The following is a 16,292-nucleotide window of genomic DNA, read 5'->3' on the forward strand; positions in this document are numbered from 1 at the left end:
CGCCCGTCATACGTTACGTTCGGCCCGTTAGAAGCGGATTAAATCACAGGGAGAAGCGATCTTCCCGTTCGGAGCGGACCCGGTCGGGTGGGATGGTGCGTCCGTTCACCTCGACAGGTTCGCCCGCGGACAGGCGGCCGAACTTCGGGCCTTCCGGGACGCCCAGCGTCTTCGCTTTCTCCGGGTCGAACGTCTCTTCCCGGGCGATAACGGCGTCCTCGCGGCGCTCGACCGAGTCGTACGCCGTCCGGAGTAGGTCGACGATACCGTCGACGGTCATCGCGAAATCTCCACGGGAAGTGACGGCCGCGCGGCCCGCGACCCGGTTCCCGTTCTCCTCGGTCTCGAAGGCCAGGGCGCGGGCCGCGACGAGTTCCCGCGTGCGCTCCTGGTCGATCCCCTGCGCTCTGTCGAGCAACTCGGCGGGGAGCGCCACGGTCTCGAACTCCGCGTCCGGATCGGCATCGGTGGCTGGCTCGCCGAACCGCAGTCCGTCGTCGACAGCGGTGACTGCGTCTTCCAGCCGACCCGCGAGCGCGATCGGGACGCCCGTGACCTCGCGCACCCACGTCTCGCCGACGACGCGGTGGCCCAATCCCTCGATTACGGCTTCGAGGTTGGGACGGTCGCCCTCGACCACGGCGTGCGTCGCCGCGCTCTCCTCGAAGGCCGCGTCCACGAGGTCGCGATTCGCGGCAGGGTCGCCCATCGCGTCCAGCCCCCAGTCGGCGGCGAGGTGGCCGACGCCCCAGTCGGTCTCCTCGACGATCCGCGTGAACCGCGGCGCGTAGTGACCGCCGCCGAACCCGACGAGATGACGGCGGGCGATCGCCCCGTCGGCGCCGTTCGTCTCCGGTTCCGGGTCGGCGTCGGGCGCGACCCCACGCAGATCGAGGATGGCCCGTGCGACCGCTTCGGCGGCCGCCGGATCGCCCCACTCGGACTCTCCGCTCCCGACCTCGACGAACATCGAGGGCACGCCCACGTCGGTCGGGCCGTGATGGGTACACTCCATCCCGACCTCGTAGTCCTCGGGTGCGTGGGCGGCCAGCGCGTCGAGGACGCGGCTGTGAGCGTGCGGACAGGCTCGTGCGAGTGCGTCGTCCTCGCCGCCGTGTTCGGCCGGCCCGAAGTTGCCCGTGTGGTGGGCCGTCAGCAACGGGCCGGTCTCGCCGCTGTGCCGGGACGCGAAGACGAGCAAATCGAGGTCAGCGGGAAAGGCGTCGGCCGCGTCGGCCAGGTGGAGGTGCCACGCGTCGAACTCGCGGAGCTGTGCCCCGTCGGTCCGGTAGGCAGGGCCCGCGGCGTCGGGGTGGTCGGGACACTCGACCGCCGACCAGTCGGACAGGTCCCGGAGGTGGTCGCCGACGTGTTCGGAAGCACGATCCGCGCGGGAGACGACGATTCCGAGCATCAGTCCGCTCGCTCCATGTAGACGGGCTCGCGACCGACGGCGGTCCGGACCGCGTCACCGGCCAGCCCGAACAGCCGACGGAGCGCGTGCCGGCGTTTGACGAACAACAGCGTCCCGCCGACGAGGTAGACGGCCGTGTACGCGAGCAGGAGGTCGTGGCTCGTGATGGGCAACTCGATCAGACTCCTGATGAGGGCGAACTCGATCAGTACCTGGGAGATGAACAGCCCGAACAGGACGACGGCCTCCCGGATCGAGATCTCGAGGTTACAGAGGATCGCCAGCGCGAAAAAGGACTGACCGGCGGTGATCCAGATCTCGGCGGACTGGCGGGCGTCGAACGGGAGCGTCCCGACCGACCCGAGCGCAATCGAGTAGACGACGGCGATGGTCCCGATCAACAGCGTCCACTGGTTGAGCTTCGAGGAGATCAAGGCGTTGAACCCGGCCGTCGAGCGGGCCTTGTTGACCAGCACCGCGACGACGATCAACTCGGGCGACTCGCTGGCCAGCGGCGCGACCCACTGGATCATGAAGAACTCGGGAATCCCGTTCTGGATGCCGATGACTTCGAGGCCGTGGGCGAACGGCTCGACCGCGATGAAGATCATCGCCCCCGAGTAGCCAAAGAGCGTGAGCACGGCCAGCGGTCGCCACGGGAGCGACCACCCCTGGAGATACTTCGGCACGCCGACGGTGTGTTCGCTCTGTTCAACGTCGGATTTGAGGACCAGTCCGATGTAGGCGACGTAGAGGCCGACCAGCAAGAGCGTATCGAGCAGGTCGATGCCGCCACCCAGCGGCACCGCGAACGCCCACGCGGTCGCCAGGAAGAGGAACGTAATCTCCGTGGCGATGTCCTCGTCGAGCTGGACGGCGTCGCCGAGCCACCCGTCGCGGTTTACGACCGCCGGGTCCCGCGTGTCGAACGACCGCCAGACGGTGAACGCGGCGATGCCGGCCCAGCCGATCCCGATGAGGATGCGGTTGGCACCGGTCATGTTGGCGATGGCGAGATTGGCGTCGTGACACGCGGCGGCGACCGGCGTCGCCTGCGCCTCGATCTGGGCGGAGCTGAGGGCCGAACACGCCTCGGCCGTCGCGCCGCCAGCGCCGGCACTCCAGGCATACAGCGCGTCGACGGCGTACTCGGGGGCGACCGCCAGCACCGCCAGCACCGCGATGGCGAACGCCCGTGGCACGTCCTTCTCGGCGGTCTCGGCACCCCAGGCGAGCAGGAACGACGCGCCGAGGATCGCCACGCCGCTGACGACGACCTCCGCGACGATTCCCACGCCGGCCCCGGTGAGAAAGACCGCGACCCACGGTGCCGTCAGGGCGACCGCGACGGCGACCGCCACGAGCGGATGGCGAAGTCGAGTCACTACCCCAGCGGAGACGGCACCAGCACGAAAGCTTTGCCAATTCGTGCGGCCGCGTTCGCGTGCAGTGAGCGCGACCGGACCGGGAGCGGTGCGATTATGCCGACCCCACGACTCGCCACCGGTATGGACGTGTACGGACTGATCGGGAACCCGGTGGGACACTCGCTGTCGCCGCCGATGCACGAGGCGGCCTACGAGGAACTGGGGATCGACGCCCGCTACGTCACCTTCGAGCCACCCGCGGACGCCGGCGCGACAGGGGTCGAATCGGCCGCAACCCTGGGGGTATCGGGGCTGAACGTCACGATCCCGTTCAAGCAGGACGTGCTGGACGCCGTCGAGCCGGCTCCGCTGGCCGAGCGCATCGGCGCGGTCAACACCGTCGACTTCGCCACCGATCCGCCGACCGGTTACAACACCGACGCCGTCGGTGCGACCCGCGCACTCCGGGACCACGACGTGGCACTGGAGGGGACCGCGGTCGTCGTCGGTGCCGGCGGCGCGGGCCGGGCAGTCGCGTTCGGCCTCGCCGACGAGGGGATGACCGTCGACATCGCGAACCGAACCGAGGCGAAGGCCCACGACCTGGCCGAGGAGGTGCCCGACGCGACGGGGCACGGTCTCGACGCGCTCGACGAACTCGTCGCCGCGGCCGACGTACTGGTCAACTGCACGAGCGTCGGGATGAAAGCAGACCGGTCGCCGGTTCCAGCCGAGGCCCTGCACGCCGACCTCGGTGTGTTAGACGCCGTCTACGACCCCATCGAGACCCGACTCCTGCGGGACGCGGCCGAGGCGGGTGCGACGACGGTCGACGGCGCGTGGATGTTGCTGTACCAGGGCGTCGAGGCCTTCGAGCGATGGACCGGCGAAGACGCGCCTGTCGAAAAAATGAACCGCGTTTTGCGGGAGCGTCTTTAAGTAGGCGGGTTGACTATATCGGACCATGGGGCTGTTCAAGATACTGAAGTCGGTCATCGGACTCGGCAGTTCCGGGTCTCGCTCGACGTCCGGAACAGCCGAGCCCGGGCGCGAGAACGTCGACGTGACAGTCGAACACGAACCCGAACCGGACACCACGTCCGAAGATGCAGTAAAGGGCACTGGCGAGGAGACGACCACCGAGGCCGCATCGAGTCCGGCCACCGAACCGGCCGGCGAGAGTGACGGCGCGACCGAACCCGAAGCCGAGGCCGACGAATCGGACTCCGAGGTCGAACCCGAGGACGAGGAGACCACGGAGCCCGAAGTCGAGGCCGAGATCGACGATACCGAGACGGCGACAACGGAGTCCGATACCGAGGACACCGACGAACCGGACGCCGAAGCCGAGGGATCCGACGACGCTGAACCCGAAGTCGAGGTCGAGAACGCCGACGCGTCGACGGACACGATCAAAGGCATCGGCCCGTCCTACGCGGAGACGCTGTCGGCGGCCGGAATCGAGACGGTCGGTGACCTCGCGGCGGCCGACGCTACCGACATCGCCGGCGAGACCGATCTCTCGGAGAAACGCGTGGGTCGCTGGGTCGCCCGCGCTCGCGGCGAAGACGAGTAGAACCACAAAACGGTTACTCCTGTATCCGCTCTCTCTCGGTAGATGACGACGCCGACGGTCGTGACCGACGGGACCACCTTCCACAGCGTCGCCGAGGGCGTTGCGCCCGGCACGCGCGTACCCGTCGAAGTCAGGGTCACAGTCGAGGACCCCTTCACGGCCTACCGGCGTGCCCGCCCCGGCGACAGTCCGGACGAAGTGACCAACGAGTCCCCGGACGGCGTCTACCTCGAAACCACGGGTGGCCAGTCCGGGTGGGGCTACTTCGGCGTCGATCCCGTCGACTGGGTGACCATCGGCCCCGACGACGAATCGGCGCTGTCTGCACTGGGAGACCGTCTCGACGCCGAGTCGCTGGCCCGCGGGGACTGTGAGGTGCCCTACCCCTGCGGTGCAGTCGGGTGGCTCTCCTACGATCTCGTCCGGGAACTGGAGGATCTGCCGAGCGACGCCGAGCGCGACCGCGGCCTCCCACGGGTACAGGTGGCCCTGTACGACCGCCTGGCCGCGTGGGAGGAACCGCGCGAGGACGCCGGGACGACGCTCCGGGTGACCGCCTGTCCGCGGGTCGACCCCCACGGCGAGCGGGGGCGACCAGCCGCCGAGGCCTACAACCACGGGCTGGCGCGGGCCGAAGAGTTGACCGAGCGGGCGACGACGGGCGATCCGTCGGTCGGGTCGCCGCCGGTCGAGGCCCGCGAAGCCCGGTTCGAGAGCGACTGCGGGCGGACGACCTTCGCCGACCGCGTTCGCCGGGTCAAGGAGTACGTCCGTGACGGTGACACGTTCCAGGCGAACGTCTCCCAGCGACTGACGGCTCCGGCGGCGGTCCACCCGGTCGACGCGTTCGACGCGCTCCGGCAGGTCAACCCCGCACCCTACTCCGCGCTCGTGGAGTTCCCGGGCGTCGATCTGGTGAGCGCCAGCCCGGAACTCCTGCTGGAGCGGGACGGCGACGAACTGGTGACCGAACCCATCGCCGGCACCCGTCCCCGAGGCGAGACCGAGGTCGAGGACGCCGAACTGGAGCGGGAGCTCCGGGCCGACGAGAAAGAGCGCGCCGAACACGCCATGCTGGTGGATCTGGAGCGCAACGACCTCGGGAAGGTCAGCGAGTTCGGGAGCGTCGCGGTCACCGACTACCGGCGCGTCGACCGCTACAGCGAGGTGATGCACCTCGTCTCGGAGGTCCGGGGTCGCCTGCGAGCGGGTGCGGATCTGGCGGACGCCATCGCGGCGGTGTTCCCCGGCGGGACGATCACCGGTGCACCCAAGCCACGGACCATGGCGATCATCGACGAAGTCGAAACCACGCGTCGCGGCCCCTACACCGGCAGTATCGGTATCCTCGGGTTCGACGGCCGGGCGACATTGAACATCGTCATCCGGACGCTCGTGCGCCACGGCGACGAGTACCACCTCCGAGTCGGTGCGGGAATCGTCCACGACTCCGACCCCGAACGGGAGTACGAGGAGACACTGGACAAGGCCCGGGCGCTGGTGACGGCGGTCGACGAGGCGTTGGGTCGGCAGGGCGATCTTGCCGTCAAGGCCGCGACCGACGGGGGTCCCGTGAGTAGGACGAACGAGACCTCGTCGGACCACCGATCCGAGGAGGGCAAACGCCGATGACACTCACCGTCCTCGTGATCGACAACTACGACTCCTTCGCCTACAACCTCGTCCAGTACGTGGGCGAGGTGGTGACCGATCCGTCGTGGAGCGTCGTGGCCGAGTCGGGAGCCGGCGAGGTGATCGTCCGCCGGAACGACGCGATCACGCTCGAGGAGATCCGCGACCTCGATCCGGACGGCATCGTCGTCTCGCCGGGCCCGGGAACGCCGGCGGACGCGGGCGTGTCGGTGCCGATCTTCGCGGACCTCGATCTCCCGACGCTCGGCGTCTGTCTCGGACATCAGTCGCTGTGTGCGGCCAACGGCGCACCCGTCGGCCACGCCGAGGCGGTCGTCCACGGCAAGCCCTCGACGGTCGAACACGACGGGCGAGGCCTGTTCGCCGACCTCCCCGAGCGCTTCGAGGTGGGCCGATACCACTCGCTGGCCGTCGAACGCGAGGCCCTGCCCGACGTGCTGGACGAGACCGCCTGGACCGTCGATAGCAGTACGGAACCGCGGGTCGTCATGGGCGTGCGCCACCACGACCGGCCCCACTACGGCGTGCAGTTCCACCCCGAGAGCATCCTGACCGACACCGGCAAGCGACTGATCGCAGCTTTCTGTGAGCAATGTCAGACTACAGCTACCACGTAGACGGCGAGATCGTCCCAGCCGAGAACGCGACCGTCAGCGTCCGCGACCGCGGGTTCATGTACGGCGACGCGGCTTTCGAGACCCTGCGCGCCTACGGCGGCGCGGTATTCGCGTGGGACGCCCACGAGGCCCGGCTCCGGAACACCTGCGACCTGCTGGGCTTCGCCGAGGCCGTCCCTGACGACCTCCGCGAGCGCGTGCAGGCGACCCTCGACGCCAACGACCTCGACGACGCCTACGTCCGACTCTCGGTCTCCAGGGGCGTCCAACCCGGCAAGCTGACGCCGGATCCCGACGTAGACCCGACGGTGGTCGTGCTCGTGAACGACCTCCCGCGGGGCGGCGTCGAGGGGACGACGCCGTGGGACGACCCGGCCGTGGTCCAGACGGTCAAGACCCGGCGGACGCCCGACGCGGCGACTCCGGCGGCGGCGAAGACCCACAACTACCTCAACGGCATCCGCGCCAGACTGGAACTCCGGCGGGCCGAGACCGACGACTTCCGCGCCGACGAGGCCCTCCTCCGGACGTTCGATGACGCCGTCGCGGAGGGGGCGACGAGCAACGTCTTCTTCGTCGACAGCGGCGTCCTCAAGACGCCCAGCGAGGACTGTGACATCCTCCCCGGGGTGACCCGGGACGTGGTGATGGACCTCGCTCGCGAGGAGGAGTTCCCTGTCGAACCCGGGCGTTACGAGGTGTCCGACCTCCGAGACGCAGACGAGGCCTTCCTGACGAACACGACGTGGGAGATTCGACCCATCGCCAGCGTCGACGGCATCGCGGTTGGGACCGGCCCGATGACGAAACTGCTCTCGCGGCTGTTCGACGAGCGGGTGGAGCGGCGACACTACGAGTGACTCACTGCCCGCCGAAGGTGGCGTCGTCCAGCACTGTCTCGACCAGCATGAGGACGTAGACCGCCCCGGCGACGACGACCGCAGCCGGCCAGTCGAGGCCGAGTGGCAGGTAGAACAGCGCCCCCGCCAGCGTGGCGGCGAACCCGCCGAGCGCGAGCGCGAACCCGAACTTCGCCCGGCGAGTAAGATCGCCCATCCTACACCACGTCTTCGCGTTCGACGCCGGGCAGGTCGAGGACGAGATCCGGACCGTAGGCCCCCGCGGGCGTCTGGTAGCCGGCCGGCGCGTCGCCGTCGAGGACGCGCTCGGCGATCTCCAGCGACGACTCGACGGTCAGCTTGTAGGTCTCGGGCGTCTCCAGCCGGGAGACCGCGCGGCCCCCGTCCTCGTCGGTCACCTCGCCCCAGACGTAGCCCCGACCGCGCTCGCGGGTCCGCTCGCCGGGACCGGTCACGGCGGTGTCGATGACCTGCTGGAGCGTCGACTTGACGGGGCCGATGTCGAGCAGTGGCGCGACCGGGCGGGTCCCGCGCATCGCCCAGATGGCCGGTTCCGGCGCGGCCATGTACACCTCGATGTTCGGGATGCCGGTCGTGTGGTACCCCGTCACCACGTCGCCCCAGGGGATGGTCACGGCCGAGCGCTCGCCCGACCCGAAGTCGATCTTGCGAGTTCGGTAGGCGGCCGGCACGGATTCGAGCAGGCCGTCCCGGCGGACGTACCCCCCATCGCCCGCGTAGTTCAGCATGGTCTTCATCGTTCCCGGCGAGATGTCCGCGAGGCCTTTGAACCCGAGCGCGAGGTGGGTCGCGTCGGGGAGGCGCTCGGCGAGGTGGGCGGCCAAACAGTCGGTCGGCACCACGTCGAAGCCGACGCCGGACATGAGCATGACGCCAGCGTCGGCCGCCCGCTCGTCGTAGCCCGCGACGGCCTGGAACACGTCGATCTCGCCCGTGATGTCGAGATAGTGCGTGCCGGTCTCGGTGGCGGCCTCGACCATCGGCTCGTAAGTCTCGACGAACGGCCCGGCACAGTTCAGGACGACATCGACCGGATCGAGGGCGTCGGTGACGGCCGAGTGGTCGTCGAGACCGAACGCGACCGTCTCGCAGTCGAGTTCGGCGGCCTGCTCGGAGAGCTTGCGCTCGTTGCGGCCGGCCAGTACCGGGTCGATCCCCCGTTCGACGGCTTCCTCGGCGATCAGTTCCCCCGTGTACCCGTAGGATCCGTAGATCAGCAACTCGACCATACCTGGCCGTCGCGGGCGGCACCCGTTAAGCTAGCGCCCCAATTGTCACGTTCGCTTTAACTGCCGCCGCGAATCACCTCGAACCGAGGCGTTGAAACCCGCGACGGTACAGAATCCGACATGGACGAGGATAGCCGGATCGCGGCCGTCGACGACGTGCCGACGGATTCGACCTTCCTGTTCCGGGTCCGAGATCGTGAGACAGACGAGCAGAAGGAGGCGATCATCGTCCGGGTCACGGAGGGCGGTGACGGCGAGGGAGACCCGGGAGAACTGGCTTGCTGGCTCAACTACTGCCAGCACTTCACGCACATCAAACTCGACAAGGGGTCGGGCGCGCCGATGCGGGACGGCGAAGTGGTCTGTGCCAACCACGGCGCGTACTTCGAGACCGAGTCCGGGCTGTGTACCTACGGCCCCTGTGAGGGCGCGTACCTGCAGGCCGTCGAGATTGGCATCGCCGACGGGGCCGTCTACCTGACCGACGAGGACTACGCCTTCGTCGGTGTCGGGCCAGGTGAGCAGGACGAGCTCGATCTGTCATCGAAGTCGAACTACGAGTTCTGACTCGGCTGTCGGCGCTGGTTCGTCCGGAGGCCGCGCGTGGTTCCCACGAGGACCATCAGCGCCCCGACGACCGCCAGCAGGACCGACCCGAGCAGGGCGAAAAGCGAGTTTCCGAAATCGATGCCGGCGGCCAGCAGTGTCGGTGGGCCGACCGCGAAGACCGCGCCCAGAAGGACGGAGATCCGCTGGGTTCTGGTGAACGCCTGCTCGCGAAGGAGCAGTCGGGACGACCGCCCGGGAACCGCCAGTCCCGCGGCGGTGATCGTCATCCCACCGACGATCCCCACGATCGACGTAACCAGGGTGTCCATACCCCACCCGGGCGTTCGGCCGCGCTGACTCGGAATGTCCGGTTCCTGCTGGCCTCCTTCCAGGACCGCGGTCAGCAGTTGCGGAAACGCGAGCGTCACGATGCCGGTCAGCAAGACCGCGATCCCCACAGCCACCAGTGCCGTCCGCACGACGGCGCCCACTGTTCCGCGCACGTTCCCCTCATCCCCGTTGAACGACCTATAGTTTGCTACTTTCGAGTCCCGTGTCGGTCTCGATACCCGACCCGCGAGAGCATCCCGCTCCCGTCGGGATCGACAGGCGTTACTCGATACGGAAGGTCGGTTCGTCGACGCTCTCGCTTTTACACTCCGGACAGCGGCCGGGTCGGTTCAGGAGGTCGTCGAAGTCGTCGAACCCGCAGTCGCGACAGGTCGGCGGCGCGACGAGCAACTGCTCGTCGGTGTGTTCGAGCGACTGGGCGATGTGTTCGACGTGGCTGATCGCCGCACTCGCCTCGATCTCGAACTCCCGGGCGATCGCCCCGGCGGGCATCGCCCCTTCACGGAGCCGATCGGCCACGCGCTGGCGGGTCGTCTTGTCCGTCTTCGCCTCGCGCATAGCGGTCGTTTGCGTGGGACTACCATACCTCTTCTGGACGATGCAAGCGACTGCGGAGGGACAGTGCCCAATCGTGCGGGCTCCAAAAAGAACTTAGCCCCATGGAGTGACGCTCCGAACATGGAAGCAGTGGTTCTCGCCGGGGGCTACGCGACGCGGCTGTGGCCGGTCACGAAACACAGGCCGAAGATGCTCCTCCCGGTGGGGGAAACGACCGTCATCGATCGCATCCTCACGCAACTGGAGACCGACGACCGCATCGACGATGTCTACGTCAGCACCAACGAGCGGTTCGCGCCGGACTTCGAGGCGCACATCGAAGCGGAGGGCTACGAGAAGCCCCAGCTCTCCATCGAGGAGACGACGGAAGAAGACGAGAAGTTCGGCGTCGTCGGCGCGCTGGCCCAGCTGGTCGAGCGCGAGAACGTCGACGACGACCTGCTCGTCGTTGCCGGTGACAACCTGATGGGCTTCGATACCTCGGAGTTTCTGGACTATTTCGAGGAGAAAGGCGCGCCGACACTGGCCGCGTACGACGTTGGCACTCGCGAGAAGGCCAAGTCCTACGGCCTCGTCGAACTGGCGGGCGAGCAGGTCGTCGACTTCCAAGAGAAGCCCGACGATCCCAACAGCACCCTGGTCTCGATCGCCTGCTACGCGTTCCCCGCCGAGAGCATCCGCTTTTCGGAGTATCTCGACGGCGAGAACAACCCGGACGAACCGGGCTGGTTCATCCAGTGGCTCCAGTCCCGCGAGGACACCTACGCCTTCGCCTTCGACGACGCCTGGTACGACATCGGGACCCCCGAGAGCTACCTCGAAGCCGTCGCCTGGGAACTCGACGGCGGCCGCCTGATCGCCGAGAGCGCGACCATCGAGGGCTCGGAGATCGGCGAGAACGTCCACATCCTCCCGGGTGCCGAGGTGATCGACTCGACCGTCGAGTCCGCCGTCGTCTTCTCCGACGCCACCATCGAGGACTGTGAGATCCGGGACTCGATCATCGACAAGGAGACCCACGTCGAGAACCTCGACCTCGCGGGCGCGCTGATCGGCGCGCACACCCAGATCACGAACGGCAACTGACGAACCGGTCGCCTCTTTATCCGCTCACTCCAGCCAGGCGTCCTCGATCTCGATGTACCCTCGTGACCCCTCCCAGACGGTGTCGTAGTCGAGTCGGATCGGCCGATCCATGTGTGGCCCGTCGGTCACCAGCGTCTCGAACTCGCCGCCCTCGCCGAGGATGTGGACGCCGTACTCGTCGTGGAGGGCTTCGAGGTCCGCCAGCGCGTCCCGGTCGAGCGTCCGGCCGAGCCAGGACTCGTCCAGTCCGTAGGCCGCAACCTGGATGATCCGGATCTCGAAGCCCGCATCGAGCATCGCGTCGGCGAGGTCACGGGGGTCTTCCTGCCAGAGCGGCGCGAACAGATCGGCCCCGAGCCGGTCGGCCATCGCCTCGATCCGACTGGTCTGGTACTCGCTCTCGACCGCGCCCGCGGTCAGCCCGGCGATGCCGCCGTCGAGTTCCGCGTTCAGTTCGCGGAGGGCAACCTCAAGCGGTTCCAGTTCCGCGTCGCCCTGCTCGCCCGCGTCGGTCGCCGCGGCCGCCTCGAAGTCGTCGGGATGCACGTCGACCAGCGGGATGTCGACGCTCTCCGCGGCCAGCGCTGCGAGATCGGTCGCCGGGACGTGGTACATATAGGAGTCGCCCTCGGGGTGGACGGTGACGAGTCGCTCGACCGCCAGTCCCGCTTCGAGCGCGCGGTACAGCGCCCACGAGGAGTCCTTGCCGCCCGAGAAGAGACTGACCCACGCGCCGTCGTCTGCCATATCGGCGGTTGTCGGCGGCCGCGTAAATCCACACCGGTCCGCAGTCACTGCTGTTCGGCGAGTTCCTCTTCGAGGTCGGACTCGTTGAAGTACGAGGAAAAGCGCACCCCGACCAGCGAGACGAAGATGCCCGCGAGGATAAAGAGCAACAGGCGGACCCGGGGTTCCAGTGTCATTCCCTGGATCGAGACGGCACCGAAATCCATCGCGGGCATCTCGAACGACGAAAACACGCCCGCGCTCTCCAGGAAGAACGCCGAGAAACCGCGAACCACGAGCCCGACCGCGACCGCACCGAATGGGAGATTGACGTAGGCGCTACGCACCCGGTCGTCACGGATGATCTCGTCGAGCAGGCGGCCAGTGGAGCCGGCAAAGGCCGCCGCGGTCAGCCACGGGATCGCGTCGAAGGCAAAGCGCATCGCGAGGATGAAGGGCGCGTCGTTCCCGGTCGCCGACACACCGATGGCACCTGCGAACACGCCGATCAGTGCCAGTCCGACGGCCACGACGTAGGTGACGAGTGACACTCGCCCGGAATAGAGGGCGTTCTGGACCTGACCTGGCAAGGAAGCCAGCACGGAGTCGATACCCAGCCCCTTGTAGAGGAAGAAGACGCCGATGACGGCGGTGATGGCACCGGCCGCGACGGCGGGGCTGTCCGCGAGCGTCATCAGGGCCGGGAACGCGAGCATGGCGACGCCGACCGGAACGAGGACCGTCTTCCGGAGTTCCTCGTCGGCGAGGAACTGTTTGAGCAGGTAGTAGGTGGATTCGATGTCGCGGGCCTGCCGGACGACGACCCGATCCACCGCGTCCACGCGCACGCGACTCTCGACGATGGGCACCAGCCGTTCGTCCTCGGCGCTGTCGACGACCACGACCGCCGATTCGAGGTCGTGCTCGTCGACCAGCTGTTCGGTCTGGCGCGCGACCGCGCGGTCGGCCGAAACGGAGTCACCGGCCGCCGAGAGCACCGCGACCACCGCGTCCTCGCCGTCGTCGCGCAGGTCTCGCGTGACACGCAACGCTTCGAGGACGCAGTTGACGCGGCTGTCCTCGGGGTCGGCCACGCCCAGATCCGTCACGAGCGACTGGACGGCCTCCCAGCCCACGACCGGCGGCTCCGCACCGATGTTCCCCGTCCGGTCGATACACGCCACCAACGTGGTCACGACCGATTGTGGTAGCCCGACGGATAAAAAACATTGCAGGCCGCCTCAGAGCCGGAAGTCGAACCCGTCGGCGTCGTCGAACACGCTGGCGACTCCGGCACCGAACGCGTAGGCGATCGACGCCGCCCCACCACCGATGCGATCCCGGAGGCCCAGCGACGGCGTGAACTCCCGGACGCTGACCGGCTTGCCGAGGTGCTGTTCGAGGCGGGCCTCCACGTCCTCGCGGGTCCCGATCTCGTCGACCAGTCCGATGTCGTTAGCCTCCCCGCCGAGGTAGATCCGGGCTTCCGTCTCGCGGACCCGCTGGGGGTCCATGTCCCGCCCCTCGGCGACGGTGTCGACGAAGTCGTCGTAGTAGTCGTCGACGATCCCCTGGAGGTACTCGCGTTCGTCCTCCGAGAGGTCCTTGAGTGGCAGGCCGGCGTCCTTGTACTCGCCGGCGGTGAACTGCTCGTAGCTCACCCCGAGTTCCTCGGCCAGATCGCTGACGTTGACCCGCGAGCCGATCACGCCGATGGAGCCGACGATGCTCCCGCGGCGCGCCCACAGCTCGTCACAGCCGCTGGCGATGTCGTACCCCCCGCTCGCGCACACGTCCGTCGCGTACGCGACGGTCGGGCCGTCGAACCGCTCGGCGGCCAGCCGGATGTCTTCACTCGGGACGATCTCCCCACCGGGCGTGTTGAGTTTCACCAGCAGAGCCTCGGCCGCCCCGTCGTCGGCCCGTTCGATCTGCTCGACGATGGCGTCCGCGTCGGCCCCGGTCGGACTGGAGACGAGACTGCTACTCGTCGATCGCGTGATCGGTCCTTCGACCGCGACCTCCGCGACGTTGTACCCCGGGAGGACGGCGCTTGCCACGGACCCGCCCGCCCGAACGGCCAGCGGGAGGAGCGACACGACCAGCACGACCCCGAGCAACGTCGTCAAGTCCTGTGGATAGCGGACCAGCAGTAGCCACGCGAGCGCGACGATCCCGATCACACAGACGAGTGCGACGACGCCGCGACCCAGCGCCCGCAACCGTCCTTGTCCACCGCTCATACCAGAGTCTCGGGACCCGAGACAGTAAAACTACCAGCCTTCGACCGACGGTGATCGACGTATTTTTCAGAACCTGTCAGACAGAATGTGTGTGAAATCGAACGAGACGAGCGGCCGGACGCGCAGACGAGTCCTCGCGGCGACGGCCGCAGGCAGCGCCGGATTTCTCGCGGGGTGTACGGGACTGCTCGCGGAGTCCTCCGAGCAGGACGATCCCGACGAGGACGACGGGTCACCGGCGACGGAGGAGCCGGAATCCACAGCGACCGACGGCCCCGCGACGGGCACGCTGTTCGCCGACGAGTTCGAGGGCGCCCGGATCGACACGGACCGCTGGATCGTCGACCGCGGCGACGACGAGACCGTCGACGTCAGCGACGGGGCCCTCTACAACGACTCGCCGAAACGCGAGAACGACGGGGGGAAGCTCAGCACCGTCGAGACCTTCGCTGTCGAAGGGACCGTCCGGATCGAATCCCGAGTCCGCCTCGACGACCCCGACTCCTGGGACGGAACCGTCGGCGAACTGTACTTCCAGTCGACCGAGAACAAAGTCGAGCTCGTCGAACTCGACAATTACAATCACACGGAGCTTGCGGTCAACCAGAACGGGGCGGAGATGACCGGTCGGACGGTCGAGGTCGGCCCCCACATCGGCGAGTCGGCGTGGCACGACTACTCGGTGACGGTGGATCTCGACACGGCGACAGTGACGAGCGTCCGGCGCGACAGCGAGCGCTTCGACGTGGCCGTCGACGTGAGCGACGCCATCGGTGAGAGCGAGCGGTTCCGGGCCGGCTTCGCACTCGGCCGTGGCTGTGAAGTCTCACACGAGTTCTTCAGACTCGAACGGCTCTGACGGCGGGTCGCCGTCGAACCAGCGTGGCCACTGGCCGGTCGAAAACGAAAGAGAATCTCGCGTCGTCTAGAGCAGCCCCGTCTTCTGGAGCTTCATCAGGTCCTCGGTGTCGAGGGTCTCGCCTTCCTTGAACTTCTGGTAGATCTCCTCGGCCTCCTCGCGTGCGGCTTCCTGCTCTTCCTCGCGCTTGCTGCGTTCCTCTTCCTCTTCTTTCTTGTCGAGTTCGCGCAGGCGCTTCTGGACGCGCACGAAGTCCTCGTGGTGCTGGTCGGCCGCCTCCTGGGCCTCCACGAACTTCTCGTGCATCTCGTCGGCTTCGTCACGGATCTCGTCGGCCTCGCGGTAGGCCTCGATCATCTGGTTGTGATGTTTCTGGGCCTCGTCGGCGAGTTCCGTGACTTCCTGGTGGTGCTGGGAGGCCTCCGAGCGGATCTCTTCGGCTTCCTCTTTGAGTTCCTCGACGTCACCGGTCTGATCGAGCTTCTCCTGTTTCTCCTGGAGCTGTTCCCGTTTGTCCTCGATCTTCTCGATCAGTTCCCGCTCTTCTTCCGGGTTGAGTACTTCGGTCTGCTGTTTGAACTCCAGGTCCTCGATCTCCTCTTTGAGCTGGTCGATGGAGCTTCCCTCGTCGAGTTCGAGGTCGGATTTCATCTCCTCGACCTGATCGAACAGCTCGTTGGCCTCGGCGTTGAGCTCGTTGCGCTTCTCCTTGTGCTCTTGGACCTGGGAGTTGAGCTCGTCGCGCTTCTCGCGGTGTTCCTGCGCTTCGTCGACCTTCTCGCGAGTCTTCGCGTTCAGGTCGTCCCGCTTGGACGCACGCTCGGACGCGAGCTGGTTCAGATCGTTTCGTCGGTCACGGAGTTGACCGGCGAGTTTGATCAGTTCGCCTTTCGATTTGTTTTCGATGTCGTCGTCTGTTACTTCGAGATTTTCGGATTCGTCGATTGACTCTGCCATAGTTTACACCTCTATGCCATTACCGCTCCAGCACGCGACAGTTGGGACTGCGTGGCGACAGCCAGCACCTGATAAGTAGGATTCCCTGTCATTCTACGGGCATCGCACGATACTGCCGGAACGCTGGAGGCGTTCTGGTGCCTCATACTACTGGCGAAGACAATTTAAATATTCCGGTCGCCAACCCCCATGAAAACAGCTACCAAACGCCCGACGGGACCACGAC

Annotated in this window: 18 protein-coding genes; 8 read left to right on the plus strand and 10 right to left on the minus strand. The window is 67.4% G+C overall.

Annotated elements, in window-relative coordinates; genetic code table 11:
- Window positions 1–43: 43 nt before the first annotated feature.
- Window positions 44–1,414, minus strand: coding sequence for a D-aminoacyl-tRNA deacylase (locus tag BMX17_RS02320; RefSeq protein ID WP_092657245.1), 1,371 nt, complete (start codon window positions 1,412–1,414; stop codon window positions 44–46).
- Window positions 1,414–2,775: a sodium:calcium antiporter gene (locus tag BMX17_RS02325; RefSeq protein WP_092657795.1), complete on the minus strand. Its 1,362-nt coding sequence runs from the start codon at window positions 2,773–2,775 to the stop codon at window positions 1,414–1,416. The genes BMX17_RS02320 and BMX17_RS02325 overlap by 1 nt, the downstream gene beginning before the upstream one ends.
- 147 nt (window positions 2,776–2,922) lie before the next feature.
- Here BMX17_RS02325 and BMX17_RS02330 point away from each other — a divergent pair, with 147 nt between their 5' ends.
- The 5 genes from BMX17_RS02330 to BMX17_RS02350 are packed head-to-tail and all read left to right on the plus strand — an operon-like array spanning window position 2,923 to window position 7,487.
- Window positions 2,923–3,720: a shikimate dehydrogenase gene (locus BMX17_RS02330; protein WP_092657247.1), complete on the plus strand. Its 798-nt coding sequence runs from the start codon at window positions 2,923–2,925 to the stop codon at window positions 3,718–3,720.
- 25 nt (window positions 3,721–3,745) lie between these two features.
- Complete coding sequence (locus tag BMX17_RS02335; protein ID WP_092657249.1) at window positions 3,746–4,357, plus strand: helix-hairpin-helix domain-containing protein; 612 nt, start codon at window positions 3,746–3,748, stop codon at window positions 4,355–4,357.
- A 42-nt stretch (window positions 4,358–4,399) separates the two neighbouring features.
- Window positions 4,400–5,989, plus strand: a complete 1,590-nt coding sequence (pabB, locus tag BMX17_RS02340) for an aminodeoxychorismate synthase, component I (protein ID WP_092657251.1) — start codon at window positions 4,400–4,402, stop codon at window positions 5,987–5,989.
- On the plus strand, window positions 5,986–6,627 hold the full coding sequence (locus tag BMX17_RS02345; RefSeq protein WP_092657253.1) for an anthranilate synthase component II: 642 nt from the start codon (window positions 5,986–5,988) through the stop codon (window positions 6,625–6,627). Before pabB ends, BMX17_RS02345 begins: the two co-directional genes overlap by 4 nt.
- Complete coding sequence (locus tag BMX17_RS02350) at window positions 6,603–7,487, plus strand: aminotransferase class IV (protein ID WP_092657255.1); 885 nt, start codon at window positions 6,603–6,605, stop codon at window positions 7,485–7,487. Before BMX17_RS02345 ends, BMX17_RS02350 begins: the two co-directional genes overlap by 25 nt.
- 1 nt (window position 7,488) lies before the next feature.
- Here BMX17_RS02350 and BMX17_RS02355 read toward each other — a convergent pair whose 3' ends face one another.
- Window positions 7,489–7,683: a hypothetical protein gene (locus BMX17_RS02355; protein ID WP_092657257.1), complete on the minus strand. Its 195-nt coding sequence runs from the start codon at window positions 7,681–7,683 to the stop codon at window positions 7,489–7,491.
- Window position 7,684: 1 nt separating this feature from the next.
- Complete coding sequence (locus BMX17_RS02360; protein WP_092657259.1) at window positions 7,685–8,737, minus strand: saccharopine dehydrogenase family protein; 1,053 nt, start codon at window positions 8,735–8,737, stop codon at window positions 7,685–7,687.
- A 120-nt stretch (window positions 8,738–8,857) separates the two neighbouring features.
- Here BMX17_RS02360 and BMX17_RS02365 point away from each other — a divergent pair, with 120 nt between their 5' ends.
- The gene (locus BMX17_RS02365; protein WP_092657261.1) at window positions 8,858–9,304 is read left to right on the plus strand and encodes a Rieske (2Fe-2S) protein; all 447 of its coding nucleotides are present in this window, start codon (window positions 8,858–8,860) and stop codon (window positions 9,302–9,304) included.
- Here BMX17_RS02365 and BMX17_RS02370 read toward each other — a convergent pair.
- On the minus strand, window positions 9,292–9,789 hold the full coding sequence (locus BMX17_RS02370; protein ID WP_139203404.1) for a hypothetical protein: 498 nt from the start codon (window positions 9,787–9,789) through the stop codon (window positions 9,292–9,294). The two genes, BMX17_RS02365 and BMX17_RS02370, sit on opposite strands and share 13 nt — an antisense overlap.
- 109 nt (window positions 9,790–9,898) lie before the next feature.
- Window positions 9,899–10,195, minus strand: coding sequence for a transcriptional regulator (locus tag BMX17_RS02375; RefSeq protein WP_092657265.1), 297 nt, complete (start codon window positions 10,193–10,195; stop codon window positions 9,899–9,901).
- Window positions 10,196–10,315: 120 nt separating this feature from the next.
- On the opposite strand from BMX17_RS02375, the gene BMX17_RS02380 reads away from it, so the two are divergent.
- The gene (locus BMX17_RS02380) at window positions 10,316–11,281 is read left to right on the plus strand and encodes a nucleotidyltransferase family protein (RefSeq protein WP_092657267.1); all 966 of its coding nucleotides are present in this window, start codon (window positions 10,316–10,318) and stop codon (window positions 11,279–11,281) included.
- A 24-nt stretch (window positions 11,282–11,305) separates the two neighbouring features.
- Here BMX17_RS02380 and BMX17_RS02385 read toward each other — a convergent pair whose 3' ends face one another.
- From BMX17_RS02385 to sppA, 3 genes are read right to left on the minus strand one after another with little or no spacing between them, the layout of a single operon-like run.
- A complete protein-coding gene (locus BMX17_RS02385) occupies window positions 11,306–12,028 on the minus strand; it encodes a diphthine--ammonia ligase (protein ID WP_092657269.1) in 723 nt (240 codons plus the stop codon).
- Window positions 12,029–12,072: 44 nt separating this feature from the next.
- Window positions 12,073–13,203: a DUF373 family protein gene (locus BMX17_RS02390; protein ID WP_092657271.1), complete on the minus strand. Its 1,131-nt coding sequence runs from the start codon at window positions 13,201–13,203 to the stop codon at window positions 12,073–12,075.
- A gap of 45 nt (window positions 13,204–13,248) precedes the next feature.
- Window positions 13,249–14,250, minus strand: a complete 1,002-nt coding sequence (gene sppA, locus BMX17_RS02395) for a signal peptide peptidase SppA (protein ID WP_092657273.1) — start codon at window positions 14,248–14,250, stop codon at window positions 13,249–13,251.
- A gap of 91 nt (window positions 14,251–14,341) precedes the next feature.
- Between sppA and BMX17_RS02400 the strand changes: the two genes are divergently transcribed.
- The gene (locus BMX17_RS02400; RefSeq protein WP_139203405.1) at window positions 14,342–15,109 is read left to right on the plus strand and encodes a hypothetical protein; all 768 of its coding nucleotides are present in this window, start codon (window positions 14,342–14,344) and stop codon (window positions 15,107–15,109) included.
- 66 nt (window positions 15,110–15,175) lie between these two features.
- On the opposite strand, the gene BMX17_RS02405 is transcribed toward BMX17_RS02400, so the two are convergent.
- Window positions 15,176–16,066 (minus strand): coiled-coil protein, encoded by an 891-nt coding sequence (locus tag BMX17_RS02405; protein WP_092657277.1) that lies wholly within the window; start codon window positions 16,064–16,066, stop codon window positions 15,176–15,178.
- Window positions 16,067–16,292: the final 226 nt, after the last annotated feature.

The organism is Halorientalis persicus, from assembly GCF_900110215.1.
GTDB classification, from domain to species: domain Archaea; phylum Halobacteriota; class Halobacteria; order Halobacteriales; family Haloarculaceae; genus Halorientalis; species Halorientalis persica.